Raw genomic sequence first — 13,681 nt, 5'->3', positions numbered from 1 at the left:
CTTTGGTCTCAATCTTATTCCTATTTCCACTTTCTATCATTTATATACTATATTCTAAATGCAAAGGCAGTCGGGGCAGACCTATTTTTTATCTAGTTTTATTAATAAGCTCGATATATTGTGAATCGCCATATCCTATTGTTGGGAAAAGAGCAAATAACCTTTTAACTAATTCTGGTGTTGGTAAATCTTTATTTTTGGAAATATATTTTACTACTGCATTATTTTCTTTTAGCATATCTAAATATATATCTATTGCCTGATACATTACTGGCAGTAGTTCATTTGATGGTTTTTCATGATTTACCAATACTTCATTATATACAGAATAATAGTTACCAAATTTAAGTTCTGTTTGACTTACTTTAAAATCATCTTCTCTGAAGCTATTTAAGAATACTTTGCCATCATACCCGGACTGTTCAAGATAGGAAAGTATTGTGAGTAGGTTCATTTGACAAAACATATCTTCACCAAACCATAACACGATACATTTATACTTTTTATTAAAAAGATTGTCTAATGGATCAATAACCTTTTTGATGTAATTTTCTACTGAATCTTGATGTCCTGATGCTCGAGTTTCTATAAACTCATTATCAAAAATTTGTTTAGTAGTCTCGTTAATACACATCGCTTCATTAAATGGAGCATAATCAGAATCTCCCATTAGTTTTTTATCTTTAAACTCTTCATACATAACTTGACCATTCAATATGTTGAGTACGTATTTGTCAAACAACTCGCTATTCTCATTTTGTAACTTTTCAACCTCAATTTTTCTAGAAATATTCATTCTACGCCACTCCTCGTCTTTATAGATAGTGAGTTTAACAAATGATTGAACAGGCATCTTGTTAAGTTGAAATTGTCTTGGATTTATACCAAAAACAGATTTAAAAGCTCTACTATATGCTTCTTGGGAGGAATAATTGTAATCAAAGGCAATGTCAATTATCTTTTTATCATTTGCCAAATCTTCCGTAGATAAATACAATCTTCTAAGCAGAATATAGCGCCTAATACTTATACCTGTTACTTGTTGAAATTTAAAAGAACAATAATAAGGGGAATATCCTATGTAATTAGATAGTTTATCTAATGAAAATTCATATTTTAAGTTGTCTTCAATCCAATCAATTATAAGCTGGATATGTTCATTCATTTTTCTCACTCCTAAATAATATTTTAAGAGGTATCAATTACTCTTTTTTGATATTTCTTGTGATTTATAAAATAAGCCTTCATAAAATTCCAAATTATTTAAAGCTATTTGATTGTTAAATAAAAAATTCTTCTTAAGGTTCCTGAAATCCTTTCGTTATTTGGACAGTCCAGTGATGGAGTATAAACATAGATTAGAAGGTAAAGCATTAAAGAAAGTATTTTCCAAAATTTATTAAAATTTAAAGAAGTAATGGGGAAGGTACTTTCAGTATTTCCGCACGTTTCAATACGAACCAAAATCTATTTTAGAAACCTTTATGTTACAGATGATTGATATAAGCTCATACAATTCAAAAAAAATCGTGACTTTCAATCGATTTAATTAGTTACATGAAATGATAAAATTAAATTAATCCACTTAAAATCCATAAGAATATTTTATGTGGACAGTACAGGAAAATTGAAGTCTTGTTTCTGTTATTGGCATTTCAACAAAATCCAATAAATGGTAGGGCTGAGTAAATACGTGTTACACATTTCGCACTATGCTTACAATTTTGGACATTTAGAAAGGGAGAGATATTATGTTGAATTGGAATAATTTGAAACATCCGTTTTTTGGTCATACTTTGACTACAAATCCATTATCAGAGCAAAACCATCCTCTTTCTCTTCATGGTCCTGTTGTTCACCTAACAGCAGTAATTAAGCTAGTCGAACAGGACGTAACAGACCAGCAAGGTACTAGTCATATGCATTTCCTTATTAATCATGTTGAGGTCATATCTGTTACTGGTGGTGACGCTTCGATGGTTTCAACTGAAATTTTTTGTGCGGTTCGCTATGGAGATAGCATGGGTCTTTCTGATCGCATTGATAGACTTGAGGAGGGACAACCTATTGAAATGCAGGGCGAATACATTGATGTAAACCATGCATATCCTTCTGTTGGTAATCCTGGTGATGCAGTTTTACATTTTACCCACCATCCTATAGGTTTTGTAATCTACCAAGGTAAGCGGTACGAGTAATCATTGGCCTTTTCAACACCCGTTTTTTCTTGCCTTGTTGTTTAAATCATTTATGAATTCTTTCAATGTTATAAAATATGTATTCTTCCACAGCCTCAATGATTTTTGAGTTAGTCGCTTCGTAATCTTGAGAGAAGAGGGTTTATTCCTTCAAATGTGAGAAAAATGATTCGACTTGAACATTATCGTAGCACACTTCCTTATGAACATGCTTTGGATAATGTTCTTTTTCTTTATGTAAGACTGAAATTTAGTTAATGTGTAGAGTTCTCCTTGTTATGAATGTAAAATGATTTCATCAATTTTTCTCTTTTCTAATGCTGCTTGATCCACCTTATCCTATGCTATTTTTAAGTAGGGACAGTCACTAATAACCGCACTTATTACCTCATTGTTAAAACCCTCAATAATAGTTGATAAATATAAGTGGCTCTTTCACTATGTTAACGTTGATACGTCTGGATATCACTTTTGATAAGGTGTTGTTGGATTAAAATCCTCTTTCTATTTTAGACGTTTATCGAGCTTTGAACAAGAACTGGATCATTCTGAATTTATTGGTTTTTAATTAGCTGAATTAGATATTTTGATTTCAAAATAAAAAATAGAAAAAATAAGCAATTTTTTACATTAAATGTATTTTAATTAGCTATATCATAATTAAACAATATTTTAAGCTTACAATTCAACTAACATATAAATTAGTTCAATAAGCATATGTTAAATCAATATTTAGAAATGATAAAAAGAAATAAAAACTATTGTTTGACTGATAAAGTTTTCCATGATATATTTATCTCGAATTCGAGATATTTTGAGTTCGAAATAGACTAATTTTTAATTTTAATGTAATTAAATAATATTAAATAAAAAGTATTCAAAGAGTGTTTATTAGCCAAAATAGACTGGATAAAAAATAAGAATAAAGTTTCAAATGGAGGAATTAAAATGAACGGATTAAAGGGTATTCATCACGTAACAGCAATAACAAGTAGTGCAGAAAAGAATTATGAATTTTTTACAAATGTATTAGGTATGCGTCTAGTAAAGAAAACTGTAAACCAAGATGATATTCAAACATATCATTTATTTTTCGCAGATGATAAGGGTAGTGCAGGAACTGATATGACATTCTTCGATTTCCCTGGTATCCCAAAAGGAGTACATGGAACAAATGAAATTTCAAAAACATCTTTCCGAGTACCTACAGATGCATCATTAGACTATTGGGAGACACGTTTTGATCGATTAAATGTAAAACACACTGGAATAAAAACACAATTCGATAAAAAGACATTATCTTTTGTTGATTTTGATGACCAACAATACCAATTAATTTCAGATGAAAATAATCAAGGTATTGCTTCTGGAACTCCTTGGCAAAAAGGACCTATTCCTTTAGAACACGCAATTACTGGCCTAGGACCTGTATTTGTACGTGTAGCGAATTTAGAATACTTTAAAATAATTCTTGAAAAAGTACTTTTATTTAAAGAAATTGATAAAGAAGAATCTTTCCATTTATTTGAAGTTGGTGAAGGTGGAAATGGAGCGCAAATAATTGTAGAGTACAACACAATTTTGCCACAGGCACAACAAGGATTTGGTACAGTACATCATGCAGCATTCCGTGTTGAAGATACTTCAGTATTAAAGCAATGGATTGAGCGCTTAGATTCATTCCAATTACCGAACTCTGGATATGTAGATCGTCATTTCTTTGAATCATTATATGCAAGAGTATCCCCTCAAATTTTATTTGAATTTGCAACTGATGGTCCTGGATTTATGGGTGACGAGCCATATGAAACTCTAGGAGAAAAATTATCATTACCTCCTTTTTTAGAACCACAACGTGAAAAAATTGAAAAAATGGTTCGACATATTGATACGGTTAGAAGCATAAAAGAATTTGTTAAAGAATAAAACAAAGTTGATATATTAAATTAAAGAAGGGAGTTTTGAAAAATGAGCAAAAAAATACTAGGTATTCACCATATTACAGCAATTGTAGGTAATCCACAGGAAAATGTAGACTTTTATGCCGGAGTTTTAGGTTTACGTTTAGTAAAACAAACAGTCAATTTTGATGATCCAGGAACTTATCATTTGTATTTTGGTGATGAAGGTGGGAAACCTGGAACAATCATTACTTTCTTTCCATGGCCAAAAGCGTATAAAGGAAGAATCGGAGATGGCCAAGTAGGAGTTACCTCATATGTTGTTCCAAAAGGGGCAATGGAATTTTGGAAAAAAAGATTAGAAAAATTCAGGGTTCCTTATACAATCATGGAACGCTTTGGAGAACAGTATTTGGAATTCGATGATCCACACGGTCTTCATTTGGAAATTGTAGAAAGAGAAGAAGGAGAAATCAATAATTGGACATTTGGTGAGGTAACATCTGAAGTTGCTATCAAAGGTTTTGGTGGAGCAACTTTATTATCAACAGAGCCTAACCAAACAGCTGAATTGTTAGAAAAGGTAATGGGACTTGAACTAGTCGGAAAAGAAGGAGATTTTGCTCGTTATCGTTCTACTGCAGATATTGGAAATGTAATTGACTTAAAATTAACACCTATTGGACGTGGGCAAATGGGTGTTGGAACAGTACACCACATTGCATGGCGTGCTATTGATGACAAAGATCAATTAGATTGGCAAAAGTACGTTAAAGCAAATGGATATGGTGTCACTCCTGTAAAAGACAGAAATTATTTTAATGCCATTTACTTTAGAGAACACGGAGAAATTCTATTTGAAATAGCGACTGACCCTCCAGGATTTGCGCATGATGAATCACAAGAAAAAATGGGTAAAAACTTGAAGCTACCATCACAGTATGAACCTCGTAGAGCACAAATTGAGAAAGTTTTGCTACCGATTCAAGTAAGAGAACTTGACTGATTATATGAAAAGGAATGATTAGCATGATTTCGATCGATCCAGGATCATTGTCTGAAAGAGAAAATTATAAATTACTTATCGGTAGCATTATACCTAGGCCGATAGCTTTTGTCACAACAATTTCAAAAGACGGCGTATTAAACGGGGCACCATTTAGCTATTTTAATATTGTTTCATCAGATCCTCCAATGATTTCTTTGGCAATCCAACGGTCGTCAGGGAAACAAAAGGATACAGCAAGAAACATAATGGAATCAAAAGAGTTTGTTGTTCATATCGTTGACGAGCAAAATGTCGAAAAAATAAATAAAACAGCCGCAAACCTTCCTCCTGAAGAGAGTGAGGTTGAATTGGTAAATTTAACTCAAGTAACAAGCATGAAAATTTCAGTACCAGGGGTTAAAGAAGCAAAAATCAGAATGGAATGTTCCTTAGAGCATTCCATAGAATTGGGAGGCTCGGCCTCTCCAACTTGTGATTTGATTATAGGTAAAGTTGAACAGTTTCATATTGAAAATGAAATTTATGAAAGTGGAAGAATCGATCCAAGGGAATTGGCTGCTGTAAGTCGGTTAGCTGGAAATAATTACGCAAAAATCGGTGAAATATTTGAAATCAATAGACCAATTTAAATTCCATTTTGAAATGGAGAGGATAAGATGCTAAAGACAATGGGAATCCATCATATCACAGCAATGGTAAGAGATGCTCAAAGAAATATAGACTTTTATGCAGGTGTACTTGGGTTAAGACTTGTTAAAAAAACGATTAATTTTGATCGACCAGAAGTTTATCACCTTTATTTCGGCAATGAAAAGGGTAATCCAGGTACTGTCATTACTTTTTTTCCATGGGCTAAACAAGGTGAAGGTCGGATTGGAACAGGTCAAGTTGGCGTGATTAGCTTTGTTATTCCGAATGGGTCAGCTTCATTTTGGGAGAATCGATTGCAAAAATTCGGAGTTGAGATTACTTCAAACACTCGCTTTGGTGAAAAATATATAAGATTTAACGATCCTGACGGACTACAACTAGAACTGATTGAACGAGATGAAGGACCTATGAATACTTGGTCTTTTGGTGGAGTTCAATCAGAAAATGCCATTAAAGGATTTGGCGGAGTAGTGCTATATTCAGCACAAACATTTAAGACAACAGATGTTCTAGAAAATATATTAGGATTTGAATGTATCGGGCAAGAAAATGAATTTTTAAGATTTAAATCTGTTGGAGACATTGGCAACACTGTTGATATTCACTTATCCCCTTCAATACGAGGGCTGATGGGAGTCGGAACGGTTCACCATATAGCATGGAGAGCAAAGGATGAAGAGGAACTCCTTAAATGGAGAACACTGCTTATTGAAAAAGGATATTATCCAACAGAAGTTCGGGAGCGAAATTATTTCAAAGCCATTTACTTTCATGAAGAAGGGGGCATACTCTTTGAAATCGCAACAGATCCACCGGGATTTACGATTGATGAGTCTGCCGAAGACCTTGGAAAAAAACTTATGTTACCTTCTTGGTTAGAGTCAAAAAGAGAAGAATTAGAAGAAAGCTTACCTCGCGTGGAGGTTCGTATTCTAGAGGGGGATAAATAATGAAACATCTTTTTAATAAAGGGCAAGACCCGTCAAAACCAACACTATTATTGCTTCATGGTACGGGAGGTAATGAATTAGACTTATTACCATTAGCAGGAATAGTTGATGATGAAGCTAACGTATTAAGTGTTCGAGGAAACGTATTAGAAAATGGAATGCCACGATTCTTTCGAAGATTGGCTGAAGGAGTATTTGATGAAGAAGATCTTATTTTCCGAACAAAAGAATTAAATGAGTTTCTTAATGATGCTTCAGTAAAGTATGAATTCGACCGAGATAATATAATAGCTATTGGATACTCTAATGGAGCGAATATAGCTGCCAGTTTATTATTCCACTATCAAAACGCATTAAAAGGTGCTATTCTTCATCATCCTATGGTACCTAGAAGAGGAATTGAGCTTCCAGACTTATCAAATAAGTTAGTGTTTATTGCAGCTGGAACGGATGATCCAATTTGCTCGCCAATGGAAACGGATGAATTAAAATCCCTATTAGAAAAGGCCAATGCGAATGTAGAACTGCATTGGGAGAGTAGGGGTCATCAATTAGTCATGCAAGAAGTCAAGGCTGCGGCAAACTGGTATAACAAAAATACTTCAATCTAGTTGGCAGTTAGGGCTATCTCAAAAGTCCATTTTGACCAAAAAATACTTAAACAAAAACGCAAGAATGCTGTTAACCACCATTCTTGCGTTTTGTTTTTTTTTATTGTAATTTATCTGTATTTATGTCGGTAAATTATTCACCTCATATGCAACTCTTATACCAGATTCTATGGCCCCTTGCATCCAGCCGTGAGTAAGAGTAGTGTGCTCCCCAGCAAAATGGATTCTTCCTTCAGGAGAAGCAATATAAGGATAAATCTCTTCCTCTTGACCTGGTTTAAAAAATGAAAAAGCCCCACATGAATACGGATTTTGACTCCAGTTATAAGACGTTCCGGATAGGAATTCAGAATAAACTTTAGCTCCCCATATTTTTGACAAGTTCTCTAAAGCATACTGAATACGTTCTTCATCAGTTATACTACTCCAAGTTAGAGCTTCGTCTCCCCAAGTATAACTTGCTTTAACTACAGCTGGTCCATATGTATTAATTCCTTGACTTGGATAAAACGTAAATCGGATTGGCAAGTCAGTTATAGATTGACCCCCATATTGACCTTCCTTTTCCCAAAATCTAGATTTAAACTCTATTCCAATTTTTGTTGCCGAAACGTAGTTGAGTTCTCGAATCGCCTTTAGTTTGTAGTAAGAAATCGAATGGTAAGGTTCAATTTCCACAAATCTTAAAAGAGAAAAGGGAATCGTTATAATGACTAAATCTGCGGTTAAAGTGGAATGCGCTGAGGTTTGATGATTAATAGACTGGACTATTACATTATTTTTATTTTGAATAATTTTCGTCATCTTTTGAAGGAACATTATATTTTCTTTTAATTGAGGCAGGAATCCATTTGGTAGGAGATCCATGCCACCCGTTATTTCATAAAAATGTGCTGTTGATTTAAAAGTTATTTGTTCTCTTAAAACTTCAAGAAAGGACATTTCCATAAATGATTTCAAACCAAGGAGTACACCAATCATATCAATTGCTTCGTTTGAAAAGTAAGTTTTTAAGAAAGAAGCAAACGAAAGATTCTTATATTTATTTTCTATTACATACCAATTTCTCATTGGATCTTGGTTAATAAAATTTATTATTGGCTGCATTGCAAAATCCAACAGCTCTTCAGAGGTTTTACCAATTTCGTTTGGCTTAACCGGATAGTTTAGTATGTTTGGATTACTTTTATAAGTAGTAAAATTTGTTTTGACTCCATTTGCATAAATAATATCTCTAGGAGTGGTGTTAATAAACTCATTTATTGGTAGTTTAAATTTTCTAATATACTCTAAAGTCAAATGATGAATATTAGGTATTCGTAAGGGACCTGCGTTTAAATATAGCCCCGTACTAAAAGGGGATCGCAACGTATAAACGCGACCTCCTATTCTTTCATTTGCTTCAAGGATTGTAACATTGTGCCCTGCATCTTTTAATAATGAAGCTGTGGTCAGTCCTGCCATTCCTGCACCAATAACAATTATTTTCTTTGGAAATTGAGTTTTGTTAAGGCCGTATCTGATAACGGAAAGCATTTGTTCAGTGGTTAATGGATAATTTGACATCTTTCAGCTCCTTATAAAAAATCGTATATTTCATTTTATTCACCTACAAGTAAGCAAATGTATAAAAGAAAGGGAGTTAGAATATGAAAATGTCTAGATTCTTTAGTAATACTAACTTTCTAATCAACCTAATAGTTTGTTAATTTATTCTTTTTAACATCCGTTATTTTTGGACTTGTTGTTAAATCCAGTTATTTTATAAATTCGATTTCTATTATTTTAATAGGAGCTAAACTAGTGTTCTTTTAGAAGTAGAGCCTCAGCATAGATTGTGTAGTAAAAATTTAGTTTAATTTCAAATCCAGTTGGAATCAGATCAACAAATCCTTGGTAATCCTTAATTATTAAGGATTTTAATTTTTATAAAATTCAGGAGTTTTAAATAACCAGATAATAGTATTGCTAATGAAACATTTTTTAAAGGAAATGAAATATTAATATAACATTAATATAATTTTAATTTTGTATCATTAAATGAAAATGTGTTAAATATCTCCTTATTATCATCTGAAATAGACCATTGTTAACAACATAACAATGTACTTTCATACTTAAATAGATAAAATTTATTAAACATAAAGAGAATTTTATTATACACAAATAAAAAAAATTAATATTAAGGGAGGGTATTTATTATGCAATTTATAACAATACTACTATTGTTTTTATGTACAGCTTTTCCGCTACTTCATATGTTTAATGCTCTTCCAATTTTTTTAAATCGGAAGAAACCGGGTCAACACAAAGTACTAGAATATAAAACTATGAGCATCCTTATTCCATGCTATAACGAGGAAAGCATAATCGAAACGGCTATAAAAGGGATGGAAAGAATTGATTACCTCGCAAAAGAAGTCATTTATATAAATGATGGTTCACAGGATGGAACATTGAAGAAATTACATAATCACCTTCGACTTATACCGGAAGAACGAAAAGTAGCAAAGGAACTAAGATATAAGAATATCAAACACTTTTATAAATCTAGCTTGTATCCAAATGTATATGTAATTGACAAAGAAAATGGCGGAAAAGATGATGCGTTAAATGCAGGGATCGAATATGCAAAAAATGAATTAGTGGTTACATTGGATGCAGATAGTATCCTTGCTGATAATGCTCTGCAACAATTAAACAAGGTATTTCAAGATGATAATGTTATTGCAGCAGGAGGAATGGTGCACGCCCTTCAAGGTGTTTCTTTTAATAAAAATAAAGTTTATCATACTTTATTGGTGAATCATGTTGTTAGATTTCAAATATTTGATTTCATAAAGGGTTTTTATATTAATAGAATTTCTCTTGCAAAATTGGATGCTCTTTCTGTTATCTCTGGTGCATTTGGGATATTTAATAAAGAAATTTTATTCCAAGTTGGGGGATATCGGAAGACTCTTGGTGAAGATATCGACATTACATTAAAATTTCAGCAATATATATTAAAAAATCGTGGTAAGAAAATGGTCTTTGTTCCAGAAGCAGTTTGTTATACAGAATGTCCCGAAACATGGAGGGACTTATTTAAACAGCGAGTTCGTTGGCAAAAAGCATTTATTGATTGTATAGTTCATTATTTCCCTATGCTTATAAAGACGTTTCCTTTTAGAACTGTTTCTTTCTTTTTTCTAATAGATTCATTCGTCGTAGGTACAATTGCTATTTATATTTCGTTATTTAATTTAGGAAATATGCTTATTACAAATATAGATGAAGCAAGGAATCTAATTATATTCTATCTGTTAGGTGCAGTCTTATTTAATTTGATTTACAGTATGTTTGCTGTGATTCTTGCTCGTTACTATGGAGTTCGTTTCAAAGGAAAAGAAAAAATACGATTGGCAGTTACGATTGTATTAGATTTATTTGTATTTCGTTTTGTAACGCTATTTATTGTACTGTACGGAACAATGGCATATTTTGTGAATCGCAATGACTGGAATAAAGTAGCTAGAACTGGTCGTATTTATGAATTAGAGAAGGATAAAGGAATGGTAAAGGTTGGATAAAAAGCTAGTTATTGTATATGCTATTCTTATTTCATTGTTCACGATAGCATATCCATTTATGAAAAGTAGTGAATCTTATTTAACAGAGGTAAATCAAGATAATGAATTAGATCAGAAGATCAAGTGCGGACCGATACCTGATAGAAATCTACAAGATATGAAGAAAAAACAAAATAAAGCTAACATTATTTTTACAATGGACGATGGCTGGGATACTCAATATACTAAGGCTTTTCCTATCTTAAAAGAGAAAGGAATGAAAGGTAGTATCGCAGTAATTCCAACAAAAGTAGGAACATCAGGATATATGTCCTTAAGTCAATTAAATACATTGTATTCATCTGGTTGGGATTTAATGAATCATACGTATTCACATCATCATTTAGCACATTTATCAAAACAGAAGCAAAAGAAAGAATTGAGTCAAGGACGTACATGGCTAAATAATCATTGCTATAAAAGAGCAAGTGATATTGCTGTTTATCCATATGGTTCTTATAATCAGGATACATTGAATATTTTGCAGGAAGAACATTATCGTAGTGCTCGCACTGTAATCGATGGAATACAATCTAATAATCTAAAAAAATATGAAGTTCCAACAATCAACTTACTTCCTTCTACAAATGTGGAATGGGTGAAAGAACAGATTGATATGGCAATTCAAACGAAACAAACGATCGTATTTACTAATCATCGCTTTGATAAAGAAGCCGATGCAGCACAAATGAACTTTGATCCTGCAAAATTTAAAGAGATTGTTAATTATGTTGATAGTAAGAAAGATCAATTAAACATTCTAACATATTCTGAATGGCTAGATATAAAGGGTATACATTGATTTTGTTATATATAAAAGAAGATTAGTAATAATTAATTCGTTTGATAAATAAATAAGTAAATTAGAGAAAAATTAAGCAAAGAGCGATTTCACCTCTGTTTTAGGTAGGTCGAAATCGCTTTTTGTTTTTGCTTTAAACTTATGAAAACCTATTTCTAAGGATAAAAATGAATTGATAGGTTATTTGAATAAAATTATTCCTAAGTTACTTTAGCACAACGTGCATCATTTTTTTGTTTGTCTTTATTGGGTAGTATAAAGAAAAGATTGTTTATCAAATTATTTTCGTATCAGAATCTCTAATTTTTTTATAATAGAATATGAAGGAGTGACTATTATGAGTGGCAGGCACTATTTATTTATCATGTACGGTATGTTTCTAGGTTCTATAGTTGGTGCTACGGCCTGGTTATTTTTATCTATAGTGAATATTGGGATTTGGTTCGTTTGGCATTATCTACCTGAAGAGTTGGCATCACCATCTTATTACACAATTTGTGTAACAACAATTGGTGGTGTTCTAATCGGACTTGCACAGAAGTACTTAGGTACCTACCCGCGTTTAATGCCAGAAATAATGTCTGAATATAAGGAGACAGGTAGGGTTGAGTACCGTTTTGTGCATCACTCTACGTTAACAGCTATCATCGCTTTAATATTTGGCGCAAGCCTAGGACCGGAGGCAGCACTAGTTGGGATTATAGGTGGACTTTGTACTTGGATTGGGGATCGCTTTACATTTACTTTCAAAGGAGTTCGAGAATTAACAGAAGCCGGGATAGGCGCTACTTTAAGTGTTATTTTTAATGCACCACTATTCGGTTACTTAGCCCCAAGTGAAAATGAAAACGACCAAGTTAATGAAATTTCTAAAAGAAATAAGACTATTTTATATCTAGCAACTACTTTTACTAGTTTTCTAATTTTTATATGGCTTAGTAAGGTAGATAATCGTGGATCCTTTATTGTTAATTTCACGAAAGGGACTTTTACCCTCAATGAATGGATTGCCTTGCTCCCACTTGCTTGCATAGGTGCTGGATTAGGGTATTTTTATGTCAAAATAGAACATGTATTGGAAAAAGTGATGCATCGTTTTAAAGAATATAAACTGACATTAGGTATTATAGGTGGTATTCTTTTAGGAATTTTAGGAACTTTATTCCCATATACAATGTTTTCAGGAGCTCACGAATTACCAGAATTAGTGCATGAATGGGCAAAAATATCATTTTGGCTGCTACTTATTGTGGGTATTTTAAAATTATGTACAACGGCAATTTGTTTAACCACTGGATGGCGTGGTGGACATCTTTTTCCGATTATATTTGCTGGTACAAGTATCGGATATGCCATCGCTACTGTCGTTCCGCTGGATCCAACAGCTTGTGTAGCTCTCGTGACGACAGCTATTTTAAGCTACGTATTACAGAATCAAATCGCCGCTACAGTATTATTACTGATGTTCTTCCCAATTAATTTATTATTACCAATGCTTGGTGTAGCCTTCATTGGTAGTGCATTTCCAGTCCCTAAGCATATGCGGATAAATAATGATTCTGTCGCAAAAGCAGAATAGCTGAATTAAAAAAGTTTCTATTAATAACAACACAGTACATATGGACAATCCCGCCTTACAATGGAATTAAGGGAGGGATTGTTTGTATAATGAATATGAAATTTAGATAAAGCAATTCATGATAAAACAAAAACCAACAAGTAATTATAGAACTTTAAAAGGTATTAATGTTTCTTTGTATTAAAGGATCAGCTGGGAAAGCTTGGAGTGGTAATAATTGCTCCTTGTTTCCTTTCCCAATAATTTTTAGCTTTGGAATACAATCTAACAATCTAAAAATATGAAAGATCAACTTCTTGCTTCAACATATGCGGATGGGAGAAAGAACAAATTGATAAGGCAATTCAAACGATACAATCGATTGTTAAT

Annotated in this window: 11 protein-coding genes; 9 read left to right on the top strand and 2 right to left on the bottom strand. The window is 32.6% G+C overall.

The window, feature by feature from the left end:
• Positions 1-88: 88 nt before the first annotated feature.
• Positions 89-1,165 (bottom strand): helix-turn-helix transcriptional regulator, encoded by a 1,077-nt coding sequence (locus J5Y03_RS16025; protein WP_209407008.1) that lies wholly within the window; start codon positions 1,163-1,165, stop codon positions 89-91.
• 586 nt (positions 1,166-1,751) lie between these two features.
• Here J5Y03_RS16025 and J5Y03_RS16020 point away from each other — a divergent pair.
• The 6 genes from J5Y03_RS16020 (at position 1,752) to J5Y03_RS15995 (ending at position 7,320) form a co-directional block, all read left to right on the top strand.
• Positions 1,752-2,198: a hypothetical protein gene (locus tag J5Y03_RS16020; RefSeq protein WP_209407007.1), complete on the top strand. Its 447-nt coding sequence runs from the start codon at positions 1,752-1,754 to the stop codon at positions 2,196-2,198.
• 948 nt (positions 2,199-3,146) lie between these two features.
• Positions 3,147-4,124 (top strand): ring-cleaving dioxygenase, encoded by a 978-nt coding sequence (locus tag J5Y03_RS16015; RefSeq protein ID WP_209407006.1) that lies wholly within the window; start codon positions 3,147-3,149, stop codon positions 4,122-4,124.
• A gap of 42 nt (positions 4,125-4,166) precedes the next feature.
• A complete protein-coding gene (locus J5Y03_RS16010) occupies positions 4,167-5,105 on the top strand; it encodes a ring-cleaving dioxygenase (protein ID WP_209407005.1) in 939 nt (312 codons plus the stop codon).
• Positions 5,106-5,128: 23 nt separating this feature from the next.
• A complete protein-coding gene (locus tag J5Y03_RS16005; RefSeq protein WP_209407004.1) occupies positions 5,129-5,737 on the top strand; it encodes a flavin reductase family protein in 609 nt (202 codons plus the stop codon).
• Positions 5,738-5,764: 27 nt separating this feature from the next.
• Complete coding sequence (locus J5Y03_RS16000) at positions 5,765-6,709, top strand: ring-cleaving dioxygenase (protein ID WP_209407003.1); 945 nt, start codon at positions 5,765-5,767, stop codon at positions 6,707-6,709.
• Entirely contained in the window at positions 6,709-7,320 is a 612-nt protein-coding gene (locus tag J5Y03_RS15995) for an alpha/beta hydrolase (protein WP_209407002.1), read from the top strand. The genes J5Y03_RS16000 and J5Y03_RS15995 overlap by 1 nt, the downstream gene beginning before the upstream one ends.
• Positions 7,321-7,440: 120 nt before the next feature.
• On the opposite strand, the gene J5Y03_RS15990 is transcribed toward J5Y03_RS15995, so the two are convergent.
• Entirely contained in the window at positions 7,441-8,886 is a 1,446-nt protein-coding gene (locus J5Y03_RS15990; RefSeq protein WP_245208924.1) for a flavin monoamine oxidase family protein, read from the bottom strand.
• Between the two features lie 635 nt (positions 8,887-9,521).
• Here J5Y03_RS15990 and J5Y03_RS15985 point away from each other — a divergent pair.
• The 3 genes from J5Y03_RS15985 to J5Y03_RS15975 all read left to right on the top strand — a co-directional run bounded on the left by J5Y03_RS15985 (position 9,522) and on the right by J5Y03_RS15975 (position 13,312).
• Positions 9,522-10,892, top strand: a complete 1,371-nt coding sequence (locus J5Y03_RS15985) for a glycosyltransferase (RefSeq protein WP_209407001.1) — start codon at positions 9,522-9,524, stop codon at positions 10,890-10,892.
• Entirely contained in the window at positions 10,885-11,733 is an 849-nt protein-coding gene (locus tag J5Y03_RS15980) for a polysaccharide deacetylase family protein (protein WP_209407000.1), read from the top strand. The genes J5Y03_RS15985 and J5Y03_RS15980 overlap by 8 nt, the downstream gene beginning before the upstream one ends.
• 337 nt (positions 11,734-12,070) lie before the next feature.
• Entirely contained in the window at positions 12,071-13,312 is a 1,242-nt protein-coding gene (locus J5Y03_RS15975) for a chloride channel protein (RefSeq protein ID WP_245208923.1), read from the top strand.
• The last annotated feature ends 369 nt before the right edge of the window (positions 13,313-13,681 follow it).

Origin of the sequence: Gottfriedia endophytica (assembly GCF_017814275.1) — a bacterium.
In the GTDB taxonomy this organism is placed as follows: domain Bacteria; phylum Bacillota; class Bacilli; order Bacillales; family Bacillaceae_G; genus Gottfriedia; species Gottfriedia endophytica.
The sequence above is the reverse complement of the archived record's forward strand: the minus strand, read 5'-3'. Positions and strand labels throughout refer to the sequence as shown.

Coding starts and splice junctions, on each gene's coding strand:
- J5Y03_RS15995 (WP_209407002.1), top strand. CDS start 6,709: ATGAAACATCTTTTTAATAAAGGGCAAGACCCGTCAAAACCAACACTA.
- J5Y03_RS16010 (WP_209407005.1), top strand. CDS start 4,167: ATGAGCAAAAAAATACTAGGTATTCACCATATTACAGCAATTGTAGGT.
- J5Y03_RS15985 (WP_209407001.1), top strand. CDS start 9,522: ATGCAATTTATAACAATACTACTATTGTTTTTATGTACAGCTTTTCCG.
- J5Y03_RS16000 (WP_209407003.1), top strand. CDS start 5,765: ATGCTAAAGACAATGGGAATCCATCATATCACAGCAATGGTAAGAGAT.
- J5Y03_RS16005 (WP_209407004.1), top strand. CDS start 5,129: ATGATTTCGATCGATCCAGGATCATTGTCTGAAAGAGAAAATTATAAA.
- J5Y03_RS15975 (WP_245208923.1), top strand. CDS start 12,071: ATGAGTGGCAGGCACTATTTATTTATCATGTACGGTATGTTTCTAGGT.
- J5Y03_RS16025 (WP_209407008.1), bottom strand. CDS start 1,165: ATGAATGAACATATCCAGCTTATAATTGATTGGATTGAAGACAACTTA.
- J5Y03_RS16020 (WP_209407007.1), top strand. CDS start 1,752: ATGTTGAATTGGAATAATTTGAAACATCCGTTTTTTGGTCATACTTTG.
- J5Y03_RS16015 (WP_209407006.1), top strand. CDS start 3,147: ATGAACGGATTAAAGGGTATTCATCACGTAACAGCAATAACAAGTAGT.
- J5Y03_RS15990 (WP_245208924.1), bottom strand. CDS start 8,886: ATGTCAAATTATCCATTAACCACTGAACAAATGCTTTCCGTTATCAGA.